This window comes from Psychromonas sp., assembly GCF_041586535.1.
GTDB lineage: Bacteria > Pseudomonadota > Gammaproteobacteria > Enterobacterales > Psychromonadaceae > Psychromonas.
On the sequence record NZ_JBFGZY010000034.1, the window covers coordinates 1 to 22231 of the forward strand.

24 protein-coding genes are annotated in these 22231 nt (G+C 41.7%); 16 read left to right on the forward strand and 8 right to left on the reverse strand.

Annotated features, from left to right (window positions below):
• Positions 1-136: 136 nt before the first annotated feature.
• Together ABZA00_RS05620 and ABZA00_RS05625 are read right to left on the reverse strand one after the other, a co-directional pair.
• A complete protein-coding gene (locus ABZA00_RS05620) occupies positions 137-1237 on the reverse strand; it encodes a YcbX family protein (RefSeq protein ID WP_372881164.1) in 1101 nt (366 codons plus the stop codon).
• A 13-nt stretch (positions 1238-1250) separates the two neighbouring features.
• Positions 1251-1709 carry a methylglyoxal synthase gene (locus ABZA00_RS05625; RefSeq protein ID WP_372881165.1) on the reverse strand — a complete coding sequence of 153 codons (459 nt, stop codon included), beginning with the start codon at positions 1707-1709 and terminating at the stop codon, positions 1251-1253.
• 455 nt (positions 1710-2164) lie between these two features.
• Between ABZA00_RS05625 and ABZA00_RS05630 the strand changes: the two genes are divergently transcribed.
• Positions 2165-2371, forward strand: a complete 207-nt coding sequence (locus ABZA00_RS05630; protein ID WP_372881166.1) for a hypothetical protein — start codon at positions 2165-2167, stop codon at positions 2369-2371.
• Positions 2372-2450: 79 nt separating this feature from the next.
• Here ABZA00_RS05630 and ABZA00_RS05635 read toward each other — a convergent pair whose 3' ends face one another.
• On the reverse strand, positions 2451-2819 hold the full coding sequence (locus ABZA00_RS05635) for a DUF1422 family protein (RefSeq protein ID WP_372881167.1): 369 nt from the start codon (positions 2817-2819) through the stop codon (positions 2451-2453).
• A gap of 216 nt (positions 2820-3035) precedes the next feature.
• Between ABZA00_RS05635 and sthA the strand changes: the two genes are divergently transcribed.
• Positions 3036-4466, forward strand: coding sequence for a Si-specific NAD(P)(+) transhydrogenase (gene sthA / locus ABZA00_RS05640; RefSeq protein WP_372881168.1), 1431 nt, complete (start codon positions 3036-3038; stop codon positions 4464-4466).
• Positions 4467-4550: 84 nt separating this feature from the next.
• On the opposite strand, the gene nudE is transcribed toward sthA, so the two are convergent.
• Positions 4551-5111, reverse strand: coding sequence for an ADP compounds hydrolase NudE (gene nudE, locus ABZA00_RS05645; RefSeq protein ID WP_372881169.1), 561 nt, complete (start codon positions 5109-5111; stop codon positions 4551-4553).
• A gap of 77 nt (positions 5112-5188) precedes the next feature.
• On the opposite strand from nudE, the gene yrfG reads away from it, so the two are divergent.
• Positions 5189-5842, forward strand: a complete 654-nt coding sequence (gene yrfG, locus ABZA00_RS05650; protein ID WP_372881170.1) for a GMP/IMP nucleotidase — start codon at positions 5189-5191, stop codon at positions 5840-5842.
• 81 nt (positions 5843-5923) lie between these two features.
• Here the strand turns inward: yrfG and ABZA00_RS05655 are convergent, their stop codons facing one another.
• A complete protein-coding gene (locus ABZA00_RS05655) occupies positions 5924-8491 on the reverse strand; it encodes a penicillin-binding protein 1A (protein ID WP_372881171.1) in 2568 nt (855 codons plus the stop codon).
• A gap of 212 nt (positions 8492-8703) precedes the next feature.
• On the opposite strand from ABZA00_RS05655, the gene ABZA00_RS05660 reads away from it, so the two are divergent.
• The 11 genes from ABZA00_RS05660 (at position 8704) to trpS (ending at position 19165) form a co-directional block, all read left to right on the forward strand.
• A complete protein-coding gene (locus tag ABZA00_RS05660) occupies positions 8704-9768 on the forward strand; it encodes a pilus assembly protein PilM (protein WP_372881172.1) in 1065 nt (354 codons plus the stop codon).
• Entirely contained in the window at positions 9761-10318 is a 558-nt protein-coding gene (locus ABZA00_RS05665) for a PilN domain-containing protein (RefSeq protein WP_372881173.1), read from the forward strand. Before ABZA00_RS05660 ends, ABZA00_RS05665 begins: the two co-directional genes overlap by 8 nt.
• Entirely contained in the window at positions 10318-10890 is a 573-nt protein-coding gene (locus ABZA00_RS05670; protein ID WP_372881174.1) for a type 4a pilus biogenesis protein PilO, read from the forward strand. Before ABZA00_RS05665 ends, ABZA00_RS05670 begins: the two co-directional genes overlap by 1 nt.
• Complete coding sequence (locus ABZA00_RS05675) at positions 10887-11402, forward strand: pilus assembly protein PilP (RefSeq protein ID WP_372881175.1); 516 nt, start codon at positions 10887-10889, stop codon at positions 11400-11402. Before ABZA00_RS05670 ends, ABZA00_RS05675 begins: the two co-directional genes overlap by 4 nt.
• A 36-nt stretch (positions 11403-11438) precedes the next feature.
• Positions 11439-13544, forward strand: coding sequence for a type IV pilus secretin PilQ (locus ABZA00_RS05680; protein WP_372881176.1), 2106 nt, complete (start codon positions 11439-11441; stop codon positions 13542-13544).
• A 173-nt stretch (positions 13545-13717) separates the two neighbouring features.
• A complete protein-coding gene (gene aroK / locus ABZA00_RS05685; RefSeq protein ID WP_372881177.1) occupies positions 13718-14233 on the forward strand; it encodes a shikimate kinase AroK in 516 nt (171 codons plus the stop codon).
• Positions 14233-15303, forward strand: a complete 1071-nt coding sequence (gene aroB, locus ABZA00_RS05690) for a 3-dehydroquinate synthase (protein WP_372881178.1) — start codon at positions 14233-14235, stop codon at positions 15301-15303. The genes aroK and aroB overlap by 1 nt, the downstream gene beginning before the upstream one ends.
• 184 nt (positions 15304-15487) lie before the next feature.
• Complete coding sequence (locus ABZA00_RS05695; RefSeq protein ID WP_372881179.1) at positions 15488-16351, forward strand: SPOR domain-containing protein; 864 nt, start codon at positions 15488-15490, stop codon at positions 16349-16351.
• Positions 16344-17183 carry a Dam family site-specific DNA-(adenine-N6)-methyltransferase gene (locus tag ABZA00_RS05700; protein WP_372881180.1) on the forward strand — a complete coding sequence of 280 codons (840 nt, stop codon included), beginning with the start codon at positions 16344-16346 and terminating at the stop codon, positions 17181-17183. Before ABZA00_RS05695 ends, ABZA00_RS05700 begins: the two co-directional genes overlap by 8 nt.
• A 60-nt stretch (positions 17184-17243) precedes the next feature.
• Positions 17244-17912: a ribulose-phosphate 3-epimerase gene (gene rpe, locus ABZA00_RS05705; RefSeq protein ID WP_372881181.1), complete on the forward strand. Its 669-nt coding sequence runs from the start codon at positions 17244-17246 to the stop codon at positions 17910-17912.
• A gap of 251 nt (positions 17913-18163) precedes the next feature.
• Complete coding sequence (gene trpS / locus ABZA00_RS05710) at positions 18164-19165, forward strand: tryptophan--tRNA ligase (protein WP_372881182.1); 1002 nt, start codon at positions 18164-18166, stop codon at positions 19163-19165.
• A 120-nt stretch (positions 19166-19285) separates the two neighbouring features.
• Here trpS and gloA read toward each other — a convergent pair whose 3' ends face one another.
• The 3 genes from gloA to plsY all read right to left on the reverse strand — a co-directional run bounded on the left by gloA (position 19286) and on the right by plsY (position 21048).
• Positions 19286-19693, reverse strand: a complete 408-nt coding sequence (gloA, locus tag ABZA00_RS05715; RefSeq protein ID WP_372881183.1) for a lactoylglutathione lyase — start codon at positions 19691-19693, stop codon at positions 19286-19288.
• An 82-nt stretch (positions 19694-19775) separates the two neighbouring features.
• Positions 19776-20213, reverse strand: a complete 438-nt coding sequence (locus ABZA00_RS05720; RefSeq protein ID WP_372881184.1) for a cytochrome c5 family protein — start codon at positions 20211-20213, stop codon at positions 19776-19778.
• 238 nt (positions 20214-20451) lie between these two features.
• Positions 20452-21048: a glycerol-3-phosphate 1-O-acyltransferase PlsY gene (gene plsY / locus ABZA00_RS05725; protein ID WP_372881185.1), complete on the reverse strand. Its 597-nt coding sequence runs from the start codon at positions 21046-21048 to the stop codon at positions 20452-20454.
• A 322-nt stretch (positions 21049-21370) separates the two neighbouring features.
• Here plsY and folB point away from each other — a divergent pair, with 322 nt between their 5' ends.
• Positions 21371-21724 (forward strand): dihydroneopterin aldolase, encoded by a 354-nt coding sequence (folB, locus tag ABZA00_RS05730; RefSeq protein WP_372881186.1) that lies wholly within the window; start codon positions 21371-21373, stop codon positions 21722-21724.
• Complete coding sequence (gene folK / locus ABZA00_RS05735) at positions 21724-22203, forward strand: 2-amino-4-hydroxy-6-hydroxymethyldihydropteridine diphosphokinase (RefSeq protein ID WP_372881187.1); 480 nt, start codon at positions 21724-21726, stop codon at positions 22201-22203. The genes folB and folK overlap by 1 nt, the downstream gene beginning before the upstream one ends.
• Positions 22204-22231 lie beyond the last annotated feature (28 nt).

The window sequence follows — 22231 nt, forward strand, 5'->3', positions numbered from 1 at the left end:
GCCCGAAGGGTTCGGCTAAAAGCGTTTTACTCTTTGTTGCGAGGTATTTACTTAGAATGACTAAGCTACACACCTCGCGTCGCGATTAAAACGCTTTTATCTCGAACAAAAATTAACCGCGAAAGATCAACAGACCCTAATCATTAATACTAATATCTGATACCGGAATACAACTGCAGGCTAGAATATAACCCTGCTCAATCTCCAGCTGGGTTAACCCCTGGCTGCTCAGTGAAATCACTTCACCTTCGATTAGTTTTACCTTGCAGCGCCCGCATTTGCCACCACGGCAAGAGTACGGGATATTAATACCTGCCTGCTCAGCCTGATCTAACAACAACTGCTGATTATCGCCACTAATGGTCAGATCTGAACCCTGGTAATGTATCTCCAGCTGCTTTTTATTTTTTTCCTGGACGTCATCATGGGAGCTGTAAAAAGGCGCCCCTTTTGTTTCGAGTACTTGTATTTCGTCGCCGATACGGATTAAACCCTCATTAAGGGGAATTAAATTTTGTCCAAAATCGATATTACCCTGATAATAACGAAATTTGGCTAATGTCCGTAAAGGTTCATTAATATCGGCGATACCGGTCGTAGGATCAACATTAGTAAACAAGCAGCGTGAACAGGGCTTGCTGACCTCAAACTCGACTTCTCCGATTCTGATCCGTGACCAGCTATCTTCAACAAAAGGAAAATCGCCGTTAATCACAAGATTGGGGCGAAAATGTAAGGCGGTTACCGGCTTTTCCAAGCGCGCATTAAGTTGGTCAACTGAGGTTTGGTTGATTAACAGTAAAGGGTAACCATCGGCAAATGAAACCTGTGTCTCTCTGTTCTTTATAAAACGTTGTGTTTGCGCTGCACAAAAGACCAGTTGGCATTTTTGCTGTAAAAAGGTAGAAAACCAGTGATCATATGCATCATCACAATGTACAGCATTAAGGCTATCTGACCAGATCGTTGCATTTTTAGTCTGTTCACTGAATTCGGCCGGATTAATCGTTAACGACGGCATATCGGGTGCGTCAACGATTAACATTTGTTTCGAAAACTGTACCTGAATTTGGGTGAGTTGCGGATAACTCCGCCCGGTAATAAATTGTCCCTGCTCGTCAATCAGCATATAGCGACGATCAAATTGCAAACCTTTTTCTTCAACTTTTGCCGCTGGCTGATTAATCGCTTTACCTGATTTGATCGGGTAAATATAAATATCGTTAAGTGTTTGCAAATTAAGATCCTTTTTATTCAGTTCGTTCAGCCAGGTAGCCATGGTAATCCGGAATGCGCGTGTCGTAACTTGTTTTGAAATGTAAGGAATCAATAATAAAGTCAGCAGTAGAAATATTTGTCGCAACGGGGATGTTCCATACCGCAGACAAACGTAATAACGCCTTTACATCGGGATCATGGGGTACCGCATTCATCGGGTCCCAAAAGAAAATTAGCAGATCAATCTCACCTTCAGCTATTTTTGCACCGAGCTGCTGATCTCCTCCCATCGGACCGGATAATAAACATTTAACCGGTAACCCTAATTTTTTGGCCAGTAAACTACCTGTTGTGCCGGTGGCATAAAGCTGGTGTTGTTTTAATATATCCAGACGTCTTTCAGACCAGTTTAATAACTCAACTTTCATATGGTCGTGTGCGACAAGTGCTATGCGCTTAAATTTAGGTAACTCGCGTGTTATGTACTGCATTTTAGTCCCTTATAAATTGCGGAGAGTAAGCCGTTAATATCAATGTTAGCCATTGCATGGGTCCCAGCTACAGCTGTTCAACATCATTTTTTAGAATTTTGTGCTATTAGAATAATATCAACATGTTGCTTTATCTGTTTTAGCGGCCCTTAAATAGATCCCCTGTTTAATGGAATTATTGCTTGTCATGTAAAAAAGTTAGTTGTTCTAATGCGAAGAATGTTAACCATGTTGTATTTAAATCTTACAACTTATTGAAGGTTGGAATTTTCAGGCTGGGTACATATTCCTCCTGGATATTGTAACGCAGTGATTGTTTGCCCGCTAGTCCCCTTAAAATGGGTATATTAAGCGATCACTTCTTGCTTTGCAGGTTCTTGTATATTAAAGCTAATAGCAGACGCATCTAATCTTTTTTAGTCAGAGTTTTCCTTGAGGCATTAACCGCAGAGCGTTTGATCGAAAAATTAAAGCACGTTGAAGGCACCGGAGGCAATGTGTTTGTTAAAATTCCGACTTCCATGACCATAGATACAGTTAATATGCACCCTCATTCTATGTTTTGTACATTATTTCCGGTGCTTGGTAATACAGGGCATGATGCGGGCAAAGAGCTGCTTGAGAAATTGAAAGAAAAGTCCTCTGTCTCGCAAGTGCTTTAGAAAGTCGTCTAAATAATGCCTGAATTAGCAATAAAAAAATAGCGTGTAAAAGTGTTAACACGCTATTTTATATGACTTTTTAAGCTGAGTAACGTTTGTCACCAAACATTAGTTTGTAGATTAACCAGATAGTTAAAATGAGTGTTAATGCGACCGACAGGACGTTTGAACCTAACTCCGGGTACTGTATGCCGAGAAATGCAGAATAAGAAAACATGCCGATAAAAAAGGCGCCCCAGGCTGGTTTTATACTGATTTCATTATCATCTTCTTTGATATAAAGACCGTAAAAATGATTCACGGAAAGGAACAGGGTTAAAAAGACAAACGGGGAAAAATGAATTGCCTGGATAGTCAGCATCGCATAACAAGCACTTAAAGAAAGACCTATTATAAAGGCATAAGTAAGCCATTTTAATGAAATAGTCGGAATAGTTGGTTGGCTCATAGCGTATTTCCTTCAATCAGTTAAAACATTAAACTTAAAAATAGCATGATAAATCACTGAGATCCTCTTTTTATTTGCCATTCTGTGCTGTAAAAGTTCAGTTTATTGAGTGAGGGTGTTTAACTTCCAAATAGCGCAGGATTTGTTATTTGAAGGTGTGAAAAATGAGTCTAACTTGCTAATATAATTTATCTATTGCCCTATCAGAGGTAGCTTATGTCCACAGTTAAAGATGCAAAAGTGAAAGTTAAATACTACAATTACGATGTCATTATTATTGGTACCGGGCCCAGCGGAGAGGGGGCGGCAATGAAGTTGGCTAAAGGTGGTTTACGGGTTGCTGTCATTGAAAAATACAAGGATATCGGTGGGGGCTGTACACATTGGGGCACTATTCCGTCCAAGGCGCTGCGGCATAGTGTTAGTCAGCTTATCGAATTAAAAAATAACGCGTTATTTACCAATAATTATCCGCACAATAAAACTTTTACCTTCAAGGATGTGTTAACTCATACTCAACAGGTGATTGCCAAGCAGGTGACGATGCGCAGTGGTTTTTACAACCGTAATAATTGCAGCTTATATTTTGGTGCTGCTGCTTTTGTTGATAAAAATACCATTTTAATTACCCGCAGCGACGGTACCTCGGAACAAATAACCGCTAAAGATATCATTATTGCCACCGGCTCACGGCCTTATCACCCGGCAGATATTGATTTTAGCGCGGCTAATATTTATGACAGTGATACCATTCTCTCTTTAGATTATCATCCTAAACACATTGTCATTTATGGTGCTGGCGTTATCGGCTGTGAATATGCGTCAATATTCAGGGGCTTAGGCGTTAAAACAGATTTAATCAATACCCGTGATCGTTTATTGTCATTTTTAGATGCGGAAATGTCCGATGCACTTTCTTATCATTTTAGAAATTCAGGCATGATCCTGCGTCATGATGAAGAATATGAAAAAGTTGAAAGTACACCCGAAGGCGTTTTGATTCACTTTAAATCAGGTAAAAGGATGAAAGCTGGTTGTCTTCTGTTTGCCAATGGGCGAACTGGCAATACAGATAAATTAGCATTGGCAAATGTTGGTTTAAAACCTGATGGTCGCGGCCAACTCGCTGTCAATGAACACCATCAGACTGAAGTGGATAATATTTATGCGATTGGTGATGTGATTGGCTATCCGAGTCTGGCAAGTGCAGCTTATGATCAGGGAAGAGTTGCCGCGCGCTTTATTTTAACCCGCGAAGGTAAGAAAAAGCAGATAAAAGATATCCCTACGGGTATTTATACTATTCCGGAAATTAGCTCCGTCGGTAAAACCGAGCAGATGCTAACCCAGCAAAAAGTCCCTTACGAAGTGGGCCGTGCACAGTTTAAAGATTTAGCCCGTTCACAAATCCTGGGCTCTGAGGTAGGCAGTCTGAAAATTCTCTTTCATCGGAAAACAAAAGAGATTTTAGGAATCCATTGTTTTGGCGAGCGGGCGGCAGAAATTATCCATATCGGTCAAGCGATTATGGAACAGCAGGGAGAAGCGAACAACATTGAGTATTTTGTTAATACTACCTTTAACTACCCGACCATGGCTGAAGCCTATCGTGTTGCTGCGTTAAATGGTTTAAACAGGCTGTTTTAGTGCCTGTTTTTACCGATGGATTATCGTAATGCCAAGGGGATCATTTATGATCCCCGTTAAAAAAATATCCCCGGATAAAGAGGTTTATTTACTCCCTTGAAGTGCTTTTAGGGTTAATAATAATGCGGATATACCGCGTGCTTCCTGAAAATCTTCTCGCGCTAATAATTCATCTACTTTATTTAACGGCCATTTTATGACCTCTAAGGGCTCAGGCTCGTCCCCTTCTATTTTTTCCGGATAAAGATCAAATGCCATAAACAGGGTCATTTCACTGCTGAAATAACTGGGGGCCATAGTCACTGTTTTAAGTTTTTGTAATCGCCGGGCACCAAAACCAACCTCTTCTTTCAATTCTCTATTTGCCGCGAATTCAGCTGTTTCGCCGGGATCAATAATGCCTTTTGGAAAACCTAATTCATAGGAGTGGGTTCCGGCTGCATATTCTCTGATCAGTAGAATTGTCTCTGCGTCATAAAACGGTACAATCAGTACCGCACCATGGCGGTAACCCTGCATGCGTTCAAATTCACGCTGTTGGCCATTGCTGAATTTCAGCTGCAACGCTTCAATTTTAAAAAATCGACTGCTAGCAACAAGGCTTCGCTTGAGGATTTGCGGTAATGTCGGTGATGATTGACTCATATGAACTCTCTTTGATCAGCGAATAAAGGTTATCTTACAAGTAACAATGAATTAATTACAACTTATTGGGGTAGTTTATGCATCTTGCATCAGAAGTCGATACTGTCTTATTGGATATGGATGGAACACTGCTTGATTTACATTATGATAATCATTTCTGGCAGGAATATGTACCCAGCCAATATGCGCACCAATCAGACCTTCCCTTCATGGAGGCAAAACACCATGTCTTTACCCAGTACAGCAAAGTAACCGGGAGCCTGAATTGGTATTGTTATGATTATTGGAGTGCTACTTTAGGCTTGGACATTCATCAATTACAACATCAAACCAAACATAAAATTCAATTACGCAGTGATACATTATGGTTTTTAGAATATTTAAAAAGATTAAACAAGCGGGTTATCTTATTAACCAATGCACATCGCAGCGGCATCGATTTGAAGATGCAGGTGTGTGGCATAAGCGCTTATTTCGAAGCTATTGTTTCCAGCCATGATTACCGGGTTGCCAAGGAAAATGTCAAATTCTGGCAGCAGGTTGCGAAGTTGCATAGCATAGACTTCAAACGATCTTTATTTATTGACGATAGTGAGAAAATACTGCTGGTGGCACAGCAGGCCGGGGTTGCGCACCTGTGCGGCATCAAAAAACCGGATAGTGAAAAACCTGAACAGGAGATGCAGTTTTTCAGAACTATTAAGCTATTTTCCGATTTATTGACAGAGTGATAAGCGGGTACTGCTGAATTGAGGAAAATGCGATTATCAGCCAAAAAAGCCAGTGCTGGTGCACTGGCTTTTTATCATGGTCTAGAATAGTTCATCATGGGAAGCAGGGGCATTAGCTGGTGCGGAGCCGTTACCAGAAGAAAATGCTTTTGTTTCAAAATCATTCACTCTATTTTCATATTCTGTCGGTACAGAATCTTCAGTGAAATATTCAAATAAGCTACTGTGATCTGTCTGGTAGGTTAGCAACCCCGATTTGCGATCAATACGCGCAGTAGAAATCTTATTGGGCGGATCAATGCTGAGCGCCGGATTTGATAAGGCTGTCGCCTGCATAAATTCTATCCATGCAGGTTGCGCTGTGCTCGCACCAAACTCGCCACCGGTGGTTTGTTCCTTATCCAGGTTGTTATTGTAGCGGGTCCTGCCCAGGTCTCGTTGAAAGTCATCAAATCCAACCCATGACGTGGCGACTGTATTGCCGACAAAGCCTGAAAACCATGCATCTTTCGAATCATTGGTCGTCCCGGTTTTACCGCCCATATCCTGACGTTCTATAGCGCGTGCAGCCCGCCAGCCCGTTCCGTTCCAACCGGTTTTATCCTGCCAGCTACCTCCTCCCCATACCGCTGTTCTCAATAATTCACGGGTTAAAAAAGCTGTTTCAGCACTGATTGCTGCCGGGGCTATTTGCGCTTCGCTTACCGGTGCAATAGGGCAGACATTTGCTCCTTGCTCCTGGATCGTTTGTGCCTCTGTAAGTGGCTGGATGTTTTCCTGCTGCGCATAAAGTTCTGCACAATAGGCACAGGCGATTTTCGGGTTTGCCTGATATATGACAGTACCATAAGCATCTTCAATGCGCTCTACTATATAAGGCTCTATTTTAAATCCACCATTGGCGATGATCGCATACCCCGTGGCAAGATTTAAAGGGGAAGTTGATGCTGAACCTAAGGCAATCGTATTATTTCTTGGCAGATCCTCTTTATCAAAGCCAAATTTTTCCAATTGTCTGATAACTTTTGTCAAGCCCAGATCCTGTACCAAACGCACTGATACAACGTTTTTTGACTGTCCAAGCGCACGTCGTAAACGAATCGGACCGTCATAAACCTCGGGTGAATTTTTAGGTCTCCAGGCTGCGCTACCGCTCCATTGATTAATAGGAGCATCGTTTACCAGAGTGGCGAGCGTATAACCATTATCAAGTGCCGCAGAGTAAATAAAAGGTTTGATATTGGATCCGACCTGACGTTTCGCCTGCGTGGCACGGTTAAATTTACTTTGTACAAAACTAAAACCACCCACCAGAGAAGTAATAGCGCCATCCTGAGGATTAAGCGAAACAAATGCTGCACTCACATCGGGATATTGGGATAATTCTAATTTTTGTTCAACTTCGCGAACCCATATCTGCTGACCCACCGCGACTATCTCTGAGGCTTTTTGCGGTTCTCTGCCTTGTCTGGAATCACTGATAAAGGGCCTCGCCCATTTTAAGCCGTCCCAGAAGATGGATTGAACTGCACCATTGCTGTTTTTACTGATTACTTTAATTTCTTTTTCTGCAACACTGGTTACCACTGCTGGATATAGATCGCCAAAATTCGGTGTCTGGCTGAGATTCGTTGTGATCTGCTCGGTAGTCCATTTTTCAGCAGGAGCTTGCCACAAGGTTTTGCTCGCGCCGCGGTAACCATGGCGTTTATCATAATTATGCAGATTGTTCAGCAGCGCCTGGTTAGCGGCTTCCTGATTTGTTTTATTGATAGTGGTATAGACACTGAAGCCATCGTTGTAGCTGCGTTCAGTGCCGAATAGCTCAATTAATTTATTACGCGCCATTTCAGCAACATAATGAGCAGACAGGGTAATCTCTGCACCATGGTATTTAGCTGTAATCGGGCTTGCTTTTGCCTGCTCATACTCAGCCTGGCTGATATAGTTTTCGGATAGCATGCGTAATAAGACGACATTACGACGCATTTCAGCATTTTTCGGCGAAGAGATTGGATTCAGGTTTGAAGGTGCTTTCGGCAAGCCTGCCAGGACGGCCATTTCAGCCAGGGTTAACTCTGAAACGCTTTTACCATAATAAACCTGTGCAGCGGCGCCAATACCGTAAGCACGCTGACCTAAAGAAATCTTATTCAGATAAAGCATCATTATTTCATCTTTGCTTAAGATTTGTTCCAGCTGAATGGCAATAAAAACTTCTTTAATTTTGCGGATAAATGTTTTTTCGCGTGTTAAAAAGAAGTTACGTGCAACCTGCTGAGTAATGGTACTGGCGCCCTGAGTTGCCGAGCCACTTGAAGCCCAGACCGTTACCGCACGTAAAATACCAATAGGATCTATGCCGTAATGCTGGTAATAACGGCTATCTTCTGTGGCAATAAATGCATTAATCAGTGTCTCAGGGACATCTTCTTTAGTGAGGGGTATACGGCGTTTTTCACCGAATTGAGAAATCAGTTCGCCATCAAGGCTGTAAACCCGCATTGGTACTTGTAATTGAATATCTGTGATTGTAGCGACATCTGGCAGATCGGATTTTACATGGTAATAAATTGCGACAATTGCGCCGATACCGAGCAATCCGAGGAAAATTGAAAGCAACACCAGGCGTTTAATCCATTTCAACATTTTATACGCACCTTACACATTTATTGTTTTTAACTGATTTTAATTGATTAAAGTTGTTATTCGTTCACAATTACCCAACAGTATATAGTGATATTTATGCAGTTAAAGAAGGAATTGTGACTTCACACCTTGGAAGTTCTCGATTTTCGACTTAATATCAATTAGAAAGGACTCTGTATAGATCGGATTAAATTTATTTTAGCAGGGATGTTATGTTTAAAAATTTAAAAAAATCAAACTCCAAAGCACTGATCGGGATTGACTTCGGTTCAAGTGCGATTAAAGCAGTGGCACTGACCAGAGGCAAAGGCACATTTCAAATCGATGCTGTTGCCGAAGTGCCTATCGAAAAAGGCCTGATTGTTGATCAGCGCTTTGAAGACGTTGCAAAATTAACTCAAATAATTAAACAATTACGCAAAAATTTTCCTGCTTCATACCAAAATGTGGCGATTGCTGTCAGCGGTACTGACGTTATTACTAAAATTATCCCGATCAATGCCGATTTAAGTGAACTGGAGCTGGAAACTCAAGTTGAAATTGAAGCAGAAAGCAACATTCCCTTCCCAATAGATGAAATTTTCTTAGATTTTGAAATTATTTCCCCCAATGCAAGCAATCCGGAACTCAATGATGTGTTAGTGAGTGCCGCGCGTAAAGAAACGGTGTTGTTACAGGTAGATTGTGTCGAAGACGCTGGCCTCAATGTGAAAATAGTTGATGTTGCAAGCCACGTATTGGCAAGATCTGCAGAGCTGCAGTTTTCACCGGAAGATTTCGACAAAGGTGTTGCGGTTATTGATATTGGCGCATCACAAATGATGTTAAATATATTACATGAAGGGAAAGTTATTTTCTCCCGCTCAAAAAATCATGGTGGCGCTATCTGCACGCAGATGATAGCAGAGCGTTATGGCTTAAAGCCGGATGAAGCGGAAAAAATTAAAGTTGAACAGGAGTGGCCGGCAGGTTGTGATATTGATGTTATTGCCCCCTTTATTAATATGACTGTCAATCACCTGCGCTATGATCTGCGTATGTTTACCAATGCACCCAAGAATATAGCTGTGGATAAAATTATCCTCACCGGCGGTTGCCAATTATTACCGGGGTTAGCGGAGCAGATAAGAGAACAGCTTGCCTTGGAGACCGAAATTGCGAACCCGTTTTTTGGCTTTGAATACAAAAATGCAGCAGATAAAAATTTACTTCACCAATGTTCTGCAAAATACATGATGGCCTTAGGGTTGGCATTAAGGGGAGGGGGAAATGTCTAATATTAATTTACTGCCATGGCGGGAAGAATATAAAAAGAAAAAGAAAATGATCTTCTTTGCTATTTTAGGATTAAGTTCACTTTTGGTGCTGGGGGTTTCTTACCTCGGGAAGCTCTATATTGATGCATTAATTGGCGCGCAAAATGAGCGTAATCAGTATTTACAAACACAAACTATTATTTTAGATCGCCGTATTGCAGAAGTTCGGGATATAAAAAAAGAGAAAGCGGAGCTTGAGCGTCGTATAAATCTGATTAAAAAGTTAGAGGAAAAACGCAATTACGCAACACGGCTGTTTAATATCTTACCGGAAGTTGTTCCTCCCGGAATCTATTTAAAGAGTATTGCTTTTTCCAGCGATCAGGTTGATGTCCAAGGGATGAGTGAATCCAATAATCGCCTTGCCAGAATGACAAGAAATGTTGATGGGTCGGGGTGGTTGGGTAATTCTTATATCAGTTCTATTGTTTCCGGGCCGACACAACCCATTAAATTGAGCAATTTTGTTATGAAATTTGCTGTCGTTCCTGAACAGGGGGAGGGAGAATAATGGATTTAAATGACTTGGATTTTGAAAATATTGGCAGCTGGCCCCTGCTGCATCGCGTGATATTTATTATTTCTGTCTGCGTTATATTAAGCGGTGCCTTTTTTTATTATGTAACCATGCCGCAGATGGACCAATTAGAGCAGGTTAAAGCAAAAGAAGTGACCTTAAAAAATGATTTTAAGATAAAAGCGGCGTTATCTTCGAATTTAGAAGAGTATCGCGCTCAGATGGCTGAAATCAAGATTATCTTTAATGGCCTGCTCAATAAGCTACCGAGCAATGCTGAGGTAGCTAGTTTACTCGACAATATCAGTTTTATCGGAGCTAATAATGGTCTGCAGTTTAAAAGTATCAATTGGGGGGTAACCAAAGACGAAGAACTTTCTACTGAGGTACCGATCAGTATTCAAGTGATTGGCAAATATGAAGAGCTTGGTAGTTTTGCCGCAGATATTGCCGCGCTACCACGTATTGTTATTTTGGATAATCTGAAATTAACTAAAGCAAATGATGAGTTAATGACTCTCAATGTCATTGCTAAAACCTACCGTTATAAGGAGAGCAAAAAATGAGATTATTTATTATCTTAATAATGACTCTTCCCCTGTTTGCATGCGTAGAGGTCAATATTGATGATTTGTCCAGCTTTGTCGCTGAAACGAAAGCAAAAGTTTATCCGATCGATGATAAAGTGCCAACTTTGAAGAAAATTGACCCCCTGGCATTTACTCAAAAAGGAGCACGCAATCCCTTCAGTGAACCTCAGGCTGAAGCCGTCGTACCCGTGGCAAATGCCCCAAAAAGCTGCCCGCAGCCAAATTTAAACCGCAAAAAACAAGCTCTGGAGATGTATTCGCTTGATAATTTAACCATGCGGGGAACACTTTTGGTTGATCAGCAGATATGGGCACTGGTGCAGGTATCGGGAGGGGAGCTATATAAAGTTAAACCCGGTTATTACCTTGGTTTGAACCACGGCAAAGTGTTAAAAATTGCAGAAGATAAAATTGATTTATTGGAATTAGCCGCAGACCAAGACGGGTGTTGGCAAGAACGGATAACACAAATAACTTTAAAGCAGTAGACCGAATGATCTTAACGCAGGGATGAAATTAACATCATGAAAACATTAAAATTAAAAACATTATTAAATATTTTTCCACTGGCTTTATTGTTTTGCTCATCGTTTGTCTTTGCTGAGCCACAACTTAATAAGCTTGATATTAATCCTCTGGTTGACGGTAAATTCGAATTAAAATTTGAATTTAGCGACGCTGTTGGCGGCTACACGGACAAATTACATTATCGCCCCAACGAGTTGGTCATCGATGTTGAAGATGCCAGTTCGGTTTTAGAGTTAAATCCGATTAAAATTGATACAAGGGGGGTTAATAATGTTGCAACCGAGCGTACAACGGACGGCCTGCGTTTAACCGTCTCTCTCGATACGTTAATGCCTTATCGTATTACGCAGGAAAAAAATGTTCTTTTTGTTCGTTTCGGAAATGTCACCGCGCAAACCACTGCTGATGGTGACGAAGAGATTGCATTAGCAGCTGCGATTGCGCAAACCAGTGCAAGCCAGACGGTAAAAGCAATCGCTCAAGCCGTTAAAACTGCACCATCAGCTGCAGCCATCCCTTTAGCAACGCCTAAAGGTTATGTGAACAGTGTTACTGCCATTGATTTTACTCGTGGCTCGGAGGGGCAGGGTAAGTTATTGGTATACCTGGATAACTCAAGTGTGGCTGTGGATATCCGCCGCCGCGATCAGCAATTGATTGCTGAATTCAAGAGTACTTATATACCTGATGAACTGCTTTACATTATGGATGTTGTCGACTTTGCGACAGCAGTCGAAAAGGTGGAGAGTTTTAGCGCAGACGGCAAAACCAGTTTCGTTTTTGATATGAAAGAGCAATATAACTACCGTTACGATCAATTAGACACGCTGTTTGTTATTGAGGTGGCGGAAAAACCGAAAAATGAAAAACAAAGTGACTTCCAGGGTAAGGCTTTTTCTTTAAACTTCCAGGATATCCCGGTACGTACTGTGTTGCAGTTAATTGCCGACTTTAATGGCTTTAATTTGGTTATTACCGATTCTGTCAGCGGTAATATCACCTTACGTCTTGATGATGTGCCTTGGGATCAGGCGCTGGATATTATATTAAAAGTGAAAGGCCTGGGTAAACGCATGGACGGTAATGTGCTTATGATTGCGCCGGCTGCGGAGTTAGCGGCAAAAGAGCGTGAGCAGTTAGAGTCCGAAAAAGAAGTGAGTAATTTAGCGCCGTTATATTCGGAGTTCATTCAAATTAATTATGCTAAGGCCGCTGAAATATCAGCGATGTTAGCCAATGATAAAATGAGCCTGTTATCGGAACGAGGCTCGGTCAGCACCGATGTGCGCACCAATACAGTGTTGATAAAAGATACGGCAGTTGTGATTGACAGCGTTAAAGAGATGATTGAAATATTGGATATCCCGGTGCAGCAGGTTGTTATTGAAGCGCGCATGGTAACAGTCAGTGACTCGGTTGGTGAAGCGTTAGGTATTCAGTGGGGAGTTACTTCAGATGGTAGCAATATCAAAACATCGGGGACCTTTGACGGTTTAGAAACCGGTTCAGCAACGACTGATCAGTTAAATGTAAACCTGGGAGCTTCAAATCCTGCGGGTACGATAGCCTTCAATATAGGTACTGATTTATTAGATTTACAGCTTTCTGCCCTGGAGTCGGAAAGCAAAGCTGAAATTATTGCCAGTCCGCGTATTACCACCGCTAATCAGCAAACGGCTACTATTGAACAAGGTACGGAGATTCCTTATGTTGAATCATCCTCATCCGGTGCAACCTCTATAGCCTTTAAAAAAGCGGTGCTAAGTCTTAAGGTAACGCCGCAAATTACGCCGGATAATAAGGTCATCTTAGATCTTGTTATTACTCAAGACACCCTCGGTGAGACGGTTACCGTTAATGGCTCTGATTCCGTCGCTATTGATACCCAGGAAATTACTACCCAGGTATTGGTGGATAATGGTGAGACATTGGTATTAGGTGGTATTTATCAGCAGCGTGTTTCTCTCACGGTAACTAAAGTACCGGTTTTGGGGGACATTCCCTTTTTAGGGGCATTATTCAGAAGAACCAGTGAAGATAACGATAAATCCGAGTTGCTGATTTTTGTAACGCCAAGAATAGTGATGCAGGGTAAATTCTAAGCAGAGATATCTTCTCGGTCGTTTTTCGCAAAAACAAATAAGCCTGAAGGTAATCTTTGGGCTTATTTTGCTTATGGGCTTGCAATGGCTTGATAACAATTGCGATAATATGCGGCACTTCTCTTTTTCTAAAGGGTCTTTCCAGTAACTAATCACTTGAGTAATAATTCAACATGGCAGAGCAACGTAATATTTTCTTAATTGGCCCAATGGGGGCTGGCAAAAGCACAATTGGCCGTCATTTAGCACAAATGTTACACCTTAACTTTCTTGATTCAGATGCTGAAATAGAGAAAAAAACGGGTGCGGACATAGCGTGGGTTTTTGATGTAGAGGGTGAAGAAGGTTTCCGTAATCGCGAACAGAGCATGATTGATGAGCTCACCCAAAAGCATGGTATTGTTTTAGCAACGGGCGGCGGTGCGTTGATTCGTCCGGAGAATAGAATACACTTATCCGCGCGAGGTATTGTTGTTTACTTAAAAACAAGTGTAAATAAGCAGTTAGCCCGGACTTTAAAAGATAAACGCCGTCCATTATTACAAACAGAAGATCCGCGTTCAGTATTGGAAGAGTTGGCTGAAAAGCGTAATGAATTTTATGATGAGGTGGCTGATTATACCATCGAAACAGATGACCAGAGCGCGAAAGTTGTCGCCAGTCAAATTATTGAACTATTGGATTTTTAATGGAAAAGTTAATTGTTGATTTAGGCGAGCGCAGTTACCCGATCTCAATCGGGCAAGGTTTATTGGCACAAAAAGTGTTATTTAAACCGGTCATCAAGGGTAAAAAAGTGATGATTGTCAGCAATGAAATCGTTGCTCCTTTGTATTTAGCCGCCTGCAAAGAGACATTAAGTGGTTTTCAGATCGATCAGGTGATTTTACCTGATGGTGAAAAATTTAAAACGCTGGCAACTTTTGAAACTATTTTAACTGCTTTGCTGGCCAATAAACATGCGCGGGATACCACCATCATTGCCCTTGGTGGCGGTGTGATTGGCGATATGGCGGGGTTTGCCGCTGCTTGTTATCAACGTGGTGTTCCCTTTATCCAGGTGCCGACCACGCTGCTATCACAGGTTGACTCATCAGTTGGCGGAAAAACAGCCGTTAACCATCCTCTGGGCAAGAATATGATTGGTGCCTTTTATCAGCCTCAGTCAGTTATTATCGATATCGATTGTCTGAAAACATTACCGGCACGTGAGTTCTCTGCGGGAATGGCTGAAGTTATTAAGTATGGCATTATTTACGATCCGGCCTTTTTTAGATGGCTTGAAGAGCATGCAACAGAGATTAAAGCGTTACAGCCAGAGTCGATCACCTATATGATCAAACGCTGCTGCGAAATCAAAGCTGAAATTGTATCATTGGATGAGAAAGAGGGCGGTATTCGTGCATTGCTGAATCTGGGCCATACATTTGGTCATGCTATTGAAGCTGAGCAGGGCTATGGAAACTGGCTGCATGGTGAGGCCGTTGCTGCTGGAATGGTGCTTGCCGCGAAGACTGCGCGGCATCTTGACCTTATGAATTCTGCACAAGTTGAACAAATTATATCATTAATTAAGCAGTTCGATTTACCGATCTCTGCACCGGAAGAGATGCATTATCAGCAGTTTGCTGAACATATGCAGCTGGATAAAAAAGTACTGGATGGCAAACTACGCCTAATTTTACCGACCTCCATAGGGACAAGCGCTATCTTTGATAATGTCAGCGAAGAAATACTGCAGCAGGTCATTGAGTATTAAATTAGCCGTTTAGGTCGAATAATCAAGCTTTCTTGTGGAGTCTGGGCATTTATCCTCATGCTGATTCTTGCATCTTGAGGTGGCTTGGGTATAAGCTGATAAAGAGGAGCCGCCATTATTTTTATTATCGGGCGGCTTAAGCAATAACTTGGATATTGGCCTAATCATTCAGTGAGCAGAGCAAATGAGCGCGAATTCACAATACAATATGCGACCTTCATGGATTAAAGATAATTTATCTCAAATCTTATTGTTATTTGCCATGTTAATAGTGGTTGTGAGTCTCGTTATCTATTTTTTTTCCGGCCCCTTAAGCAATTTTATTTTTGCCGATGATGGCGCAACAAAGCAGATTAGCGCTATTCAACAGCCTGCCAAAATGATTACTGAGAACTGGCAGGAAGATCCTGACGATGCAATAGAAGATACGCAGTTCAGTGTTGGTGAGAGTGACCTTAATGGTAAGCGTGTTGTCATTGCAAGGCAGGAACTGATCGGCTTGGAGGAGCGTTATGTGGTTAATGTTGTTGAGCAGGTAACAACACCATCTGCGCAGCAGCCTGAAGTGCCAACACAACAAAATAACAATGCTCAACAGAGCATCTCAATGATAAAAATGAATGAACCTGGTGAATCTGAAATTGGCCTTCCTGACGGGGAAGAGCAAAAGCCTGCCGGTCAACAAGCCGAAGCCTCTTTACCGGTCGAAGCTGCCGAGGAAAGCAACCTCCTTGATCTGATTTTGACTCCGGTTGATCTGCTTCTGGCCAAGCCTGCGCATCTATTTACGGTAAAATTATCGGAACTGGAAACGCAGGAAAAGTTGCTGGCTTTTATAGGGCAAAACGAGCTGCCTGAAGAAAATGTTTATATCTACACAATCAAAAGAAATAAACAATCTTGGTTTGTTGTTATTTTTGGCAATTATGAGAGCTTTGCCGCGGCAAAAACCGCCCAGCAAGGTTTATCTGCTTCTTTATCAAACATGTTAACATCTATTATAATCTATCAAGAGGTCCATCAGGATTTGCAATATAACAATGACTAAAAAAAATCGTGCATTCTTGAAATGGGCGGGTGGAAAATTCACCCTGACAGAACAGATCAATCAACGCTTACCTCACGGAAAACGCCTTATCGAACCCTTTGTAGGGGCAGGTTCTGTTTTTCTGAACAGTAACTTTGAGGAATACCTGCTTAATGATATTAATCCTGATTTGATCGGGATGTATAACATCATCAAAAGAAAACCGAAACAGTTTATTCGTGATGCTAAATATTACTTTCAGGATAAATTCAATAATGAAGCGGTTTATTATCAGCTGCGCAGTGAGTTTAATGACTGCAAAGATGTTTATCAGCGCTCCCTATTATTTCTTTATTTGAATCGTTACGGTTATAACGGGCTATGCCGCTATAACAAAAGTGGCGGTTTTAACGTGCCGTTCGGGCGTTACAAAAAACCTTATTTTCCCGAAAAAGAGTTACTGATTTTTTCCGAAAAAGCTAAAAAAGCGACTTTCACCTGTAAACCTTATCAGAAATTATTTCAGTATTTACGTGATGATGACGTTTTGTATTGCGATCCACCCTATGTACCACTGAGCAAAAGTGCCTCATTTACAAATTATGCAAGTAGCGGTTTTACCCTCGATGATCAGGCTAATCTGGCCAAGTTGGCACGCGAGTCAAAGTGCTGTGTTTTAGTCAGTAACCACGATACCATTTTAACCCAGGAGCTGTATCGCGATGCTGACTGTGACAAGATACAGGTATCCCGCACCATCAGCAGTAAATCATCAACTCGTCAACCTGTCGGGGAGTTATTCGCATTGTTTGCAGCACAATCTGCCGGACACTCGGATCCGCAAAATAAATAATAGTTTGTTTGCTGCCGCTTCGGTAGAATACGCATTCATTTTAGCAAACGGAAGCCTACCATGACTGATTATTTAATTGCCCCTTCAATCCTTTCTGCTGATTTTGCCCAATTAGGTGCAGATGTTAAAAAAGTATTAGATGCTGGTGCAGATGTCGTGCATTTTGACGTAATGGATAATCACTACGTTCCTAATTTAACGATTGGTCCTATGGTGTGTAAAGCATTACGCAACTACGGTATTAGCGCACCAATAGATGTGCATCTAATGGTAAAACCGGTGGATACTATGATTGTCGAATTTGCACAGGCCGGTGCATCAATTATTACTTTTCATCCGGAAGCTTCTGAGCATGTGGATCGTTCCTTACAGCTTATTAAAGATCATGGCTGTAAGGCTGGTTTGGTGTTAAACCCTGCCACTTCATTAGAAGTATTGACTCACGTGATGGATAGGTTAGACGTTATTTTATTAATGTCTGTTAATCCGGGGTTTGGCGGACAATCGTTTATTCCCCATACCCTTGAAAAATTACGTCAAGTTAAAAAATTAATAGCAGCGAGTGGTCGTGACATCCGTCTGCAGGTTGATGGCGGCGTTAAACCAAATAATATTAAAGAAATTGCCCAGGCCGGTGCCGATATGTTTGTGGCAGGATCTGCTATTTTCGATCAGCCCGATTACAAAGCGGTGATTGACACAATGCGTAGTGAATTAGCTGGCGTATAAAATAAATTAACATTCCCAGCTTGGGTATAGGTGAAGCACAGTTAATCAATAACTTATATCCCATATTGCGTAGTTTGGCCTAAAGGCTCCCGGAATGCTATTCTCGCCAGGTAAAATGCCAGTATTATGAGCATTGCTGTTATTGGAGTTGCACCCACGATGAGCCCGTTTAAGTATTACGTCCAGATAACATCTGCTAGCAGTTTAATGAATTATTAGATCTACTTTATCGGTAGGCAAAGGAAAGAGAAATGACTAAACCAATAGTTTTAAGTGGTTGCCAACCTTCTGGCGCGTTAACCATAGGCAATTATATGGGGGCTCTGCGGCAGTGGGTCGAGATGCAGAAAACCCACGACTGCTTGTTTTGTCTGGTTGATCTGCATGCGATTACTGTGCGTCAAGATCCTATTGCTCTGCGTAAAGCCATTTACGATGGTTTGGCGATGTATCAGGCGGTGGGTATCGATCCGTTAAAAAGTACTATGTTTATTCAGTCTCAGGTACCGGAGCATGCGGAGCTTTCCTGGATCTTAAACTGCTATACGCAAATGGGTGAATTAAACCGCATGACCCAGTTTAAGGATAAATCGCAAAAAAACGTTACAAATATTAACGTTGGTTTATTCAGCTACCCGGTATTAATGGCTGCTGATATTCTCATTTATGGCCCTCAACACGTCCCCGTAGGCAGTGATCAGAAACAACATCTTGAGTTAGCACGGGACATTGCGATACGCTTTAATAATGCCTATGGTGATACTTTTGTGGTTCCCGAGCCGGCTATTCCTGAGCATGGAGCACGCATTATGAGTCTCCAGGATCCGACTAAGAAAATGTCAAAGTCCGATGATAATGTTAAAAACTTTATTGGTTTATTAGAAGAGCCGAAAAAGATTTTGAAGAAAATTAAAAGTGCGGCAACAGATTCTGATGATCAGGCACGGATCTATTTTGATCCGGTTGAAAAGCCCGGTGTTTCAAACTTACTGACCCTGCTTTCCTGCTCTACAGGCAAGTCTATTGACAGCCTGATCCCCGAATATGAAGATAAAATGTATGGTCATCTGAAGAGCGATACTGCGGATGCGGTAGTGAGTTTATTAGAGCCTATTCAGGCGCGTTTTAAAGCCTTACGTGAAGATGAATCTGCATTACAGGCGGTTGCGCGTGTTGGTGCTGAAAAAGCCCGTGTACGTGCTGCTGAAACCTTAGTGAAGGTTTACGATAAAATCGGCTTTTTACCTAAATAAATAATTTTTATCGAATCAGCAAAACAGGCCGGTTTGTAGTTATAGCAAACCCATTAATTAGATCATTAGTGGAATTGCTATTATCTACTGCCCGGCCTTTTTATTAAATTAATAAGGTGGTTATAGCCCTAAGCCTTTTCCTGCATCTTTTTTATTAATTAACTCAATCTGATAACCATCCGGATCTTTAACAAAAGCGATGATCGTGGTACCGCCTTTAACCGGGCCTGCCTCGCGCGTAACCTGACCGCCCATCTTTTTAATCATCTCACAGGTTGCATAAATATCATCTGTCTCGATAGCGATATGTCCGTAGGCATTGCCCAAGTCATATTCTGTTGTGCCCCAGTTATAAGTCAGCTCTAATACCGTGCTATCTGTTTCATCGCCATAACCCAGAAATGCCAGCGTATATTTATATTCTGTATTTTCTGATTGACGCAGTAATGTCATTTGCAGCACGTTAGTGTAAAAGTCGATCGATTTTTGTAAATCTCCAACACGTAACATAGTGTGTAATAAGCGCATGGTTAATTCCTTTTCTGTCGTAAATATCAGGTATAAAAAAAAGCCACCTAAGGTGGCTAAATTAAAGTATTACCGTTAAGGTTTAAAGACCTTTTGTTAAGAATGCAACGGCAGAAGCGATCTCCTCATCACTGCAGTCACTGCAGGTACCTTTTGCGGGCATTGCATTAACGCCTTGAATAGCATGCTTGAGTAAGGTTTCAGACCCTTGTGCCAGACGAGGTTGCCATGCCGCTGCATCGCCCTTGACTGGTGCACCGGCCGCGCCGGTACCATGGCAAGCCACGCAGTATGTATTATAAATTTTTTCTCCGGATCTCGGGCCTGCCGGTTCAGTTGAGTCACTGCTTTGGCTCACCGTGGTGATTTCTCCGTCCAAATAAACGTTACCTACGGGGGCAATACGTTCAGCAATTGCTGCTTCCGAAAGATCCTGTGCAGAGCTTGAAGCACTGAATACACTCATTGTTAAGCCTGCCAGCAGGGCAATACGTTTAATAAGGTTCACGTTAAACTCCATTTTTGTGTTTGTGGATGGGATGACTTATAACACTTCCATTAACCAGGCGTACTTTTTGGTGGAAAAAATAGATGCGAATAAGGTCCTGATGACAATAATTCGTTGTTCTAATTACAGCATTAATAATAAAGCCTGCATTCGTTATAACCTGAGTAAATAAGATAATTCTTAGGTTTTAAATGTTGTAAAAATGTTAATTATAACGAGGTTGATTATAACTACCAACGCCTTTTTATTATTATTGCTTCCAGTTCACTATTTTCTTTTCTTTGCCCCTTAAAATACGGCGAATATTGCCGATATGACGCATAACTATCAATATCGACAGCATAATAACTGAAATTGTATATTCGGGATTTATCTGCTGAACAAAAAACGGGGCGGCAATGGCAGTCACAATAGCAGCCAATGAAGCGTAGCCACTTACTGCAATAGTAAAAAGCCAGGTTAAAACAAGTAAACCTGTCAAATCCATACCCAAAGGCAATAACGTTCCCAAACCCGTTGCTACCGCCTTGCCCCCTGCAAATTGAAAATAGGGCGGAAAGATATGTCCCAGACAGGCTGCGATACCGATTACACCGATAAGTAAGGGGGAATAACCAAAAAAATAAGCCAGGTATACCGGTATTGTGCCTTTTAACAGGTCAAAAATAAGCACTGTGCTGGCGGCTTGGGCATCGTGCAGGCGCAACATGTTAGTGGCGCCGGGATTTTTGGAGCCCTGGGTGCGGGGATCTGGCCACCCCTTGACAATACATAATATAATTGCGCCATTAAGCGCACCAAAAAGATACGCACCAATAATGAATATTAAAGTAACCAGGCTAATCATTTCTATTTATTTCTTCTTGTTCAGGTAAAATACTGCACTTTAATAGCCAATCTACTTCAGGATGCAGAAATCAGCAAGTCGGGAAGAGCCAAACTGTGTAACTCAAAGGACAATAAATGAAGTCACATGGGTATATATCTGGATTGGGATGAAAGGTTTGTCTGTCTGTCTCAATATTTCAATACGTTGTAAATGGTTTTTAACCTCTGAATTAGCCCTTTGGGGTAGAATGGCTGAAGATTATCGTGATATTGATTAGCAGGATAGTACGATGATCTGTTGCTAAGTAATAGCGTTTTAACTAACTCGAATAGGTTTTAAAATGGATATTGTTTTTATCAAACAGCTGGAAGTAATCAGCACAATCGGTGTGTATGAGTGGGAAAAATCGGTGCAGCAGAAACTCTATTTTGATCTGGAGATGGCTTTTGATAATAAACCCGCGGCTATGAGTGATGATATTAAGCTTGCACTGGATTATTTCAGCGTTGCAGAGGCGGTGAACAAGTTTGCTCAAACACACTGCTTTGAATTAATTGAAACCATGGCTGAGTCAGTCGCAACACTGATTATGGAGCAGTTTTCTGTTCCCTGGATTAAAGTGACCCTGCATAAACCCGGAGCCTTGCCCAAAGCACAGACACTGGGGGTACAAATTGAGCGGGGTAAACGCTGATGGCACAAGTATTCCTTGGTGTCGGTTCCAGTATCAATAAAGCAGAAAATATTCGTTCGGGAATTGCCTCCTTACGGGATGAGTTTGGAGAGTTAGCATTATCACCTGTTTATGAAAGTGAAGCGGTGGGTTTTTCCGGGGTTAATTTTTATAATTTAGTCGTCGAATTGCATACCCGGGTTGATATTGACGAATTAATTCGAATCCTTAAAAGCATTGAGGTCAAACATGGGCGACCGGAAAATGCAGCCAAGTTCGCACCGAGAACCTTAGATTTAGATTTATTGCTATATGATCAGCAGATCGACCCGCAGATTGATTTACCTCGTGCAGAAATTCTAAAAAATGCCTTTGTATTAAAACCCTTGTCTGAGTTAGCCCCTACATTAATCCACCCGGTTTCGGGTTTGACCTATCAGACATTGTGGCAAAATTATCCCCGCGAAAAACAGAAATTGTGGGAAATAGAGCTGTCTTAGCGCCGATTTTAATTAGTTTATTTTGTAT

Coding starts and splice junctions, on each gene's coding strand:
- ABZA00_RS05720 (WP_372881184.1), bottom strand. CDS start 20,213: ATGGAGTTTAACGTGAACCTTATTAAACGTATTGCCCTGCTGGCAGGC.
- gloA (WP_372881183.1), bottom strand. CDS start 19,693: ATGCGCTTATTACACACTATGTTACGTGTTGGAGATTTACAAAAATCG.
- folK (WP_372881187.1), top strand. CDS start 21,724: ATGGCACAAGTATTCCTTGGTGTCGGTTCCAGTATCAATAAAGCAGAA.
- ABZA00_RS05655 (WP_372881171.1), bottom strand. CDS start 8,491: ATGTTGAAATGGATTAAACGCCTGGTGTTGCTTTCAATTTTCCTCGGA.
- rpe (WP_372881181.1), top strand. CDS start 17,244: ATGACTGATTATTTAATTGCCCCTTCAATCCTTTCTGCTGATTTTGCC.
- aroK (WP_372881177.1), top strand. CDS start 13,718: ATGGCAGAGCAACGTAATATTTTCTTAATTGGCCCAATGGGGGCTGGC.
- ABZA00_RS05680 (WP_372881176.1), top strand. CDS start 11,439: ATGAAAACATTAAAATTAAAAACATTATTAAATATTTTTCCACTGGCT.
- ABZA00_RS05675 (WP_372881175.1), top strand. CDS start 10,887: ATGAGATTATTTATTATCTTAATAATGACTCTTCCCCTGTTTGCATGC.
- aroB (WP_372881178.1), top strand. CDS start 14,233: ATGGAAAAGTTAATTGTTGATTTAGGCGAGCGCAGTTACCCGATCTCA.
- folB (WP_372881186.1), top strand. CDS start 21,371: ATGGATATTGTTTTTATCAAACAGCTGGAAGTAATCAGCACAATCGGT.
- yrfG (WP_372881170.1), top strand. CDS start 5,189: ATGCATCTTGCATCAGAAGTCGATACTGTCTTATTGGATATGGATGGA.
- sthA (WP_372881168.1), top strand. CDS start 3,036: ATGTCCACAGTTAAAGATGCAAAAGTGAAAGTTAAATACTACAATTAC.
- ABZA00_RS05700 (WP_372881180.1), top strand. CDS start 16,344: ATGACTAAAAAAAATCGTGCATTCTTGAAATGGGCGGGTGGAAAATTC.
- ABZA00_RS05625 (WP_372881165.1), bottom strand. CDS start 1,709: ATGCAGTACATAACACGCGAGTTACCTAAATTTAAGCGCATAGCACTT.
- ABZA00_RS05635 (WP_372881167.1), bottom strand. CDS start 2,819: ATGAGCCAACCAACTATTCCGACTATTTCATTAAAATGGCTTACTTAT.
- ABZA00_RS05670 (WP_372881174.1), top strand. CDS start 10,318: ATGGATTTAAATGACTTGGATTTTGAAAATATTGGCAGCTGGCCCCTG.
- plsY (WP_372881185.1), bottom strand. CDS start 21,048: ATGATTAGCCTGGTTACTTTAATATTCATTATTGGTGCGTATCTTTTT.
- ABZA00_RS05660 (WP_372881172.1), top strand. CDS start 8,704: ATGTTTAAAAATTTAAAAAAATCAAACTCCAAAGCACTGATCGGGATT.
- nudE (WP_372881169.1), bottom strand. CDS start 5,111: ATGAGTCAATCATCACCGACATTACCGCAAATCCTCAAGCGAAGCCTT.
- trpS (WP_372881182.1), top strand. CDS start 18,164: ATGACTAAACCAATAGTTTTAAGTGGTTGCCAACCTTCTGGCGCGTTA.
- ABZA00_RS05665 (WP_372881173.1), top strand. CDS start 9,761: ATGTCTAATATTAATTTACTGCCATGGCGGGAAGAATATAAAAAGAAA.
- ABZA00_RS05695 (WP_372881179.1), top strand. CDS start 15,488: ATGAGCGCGAATTCACAATACAATATGCGACCTTCATGGATTAAAGAT.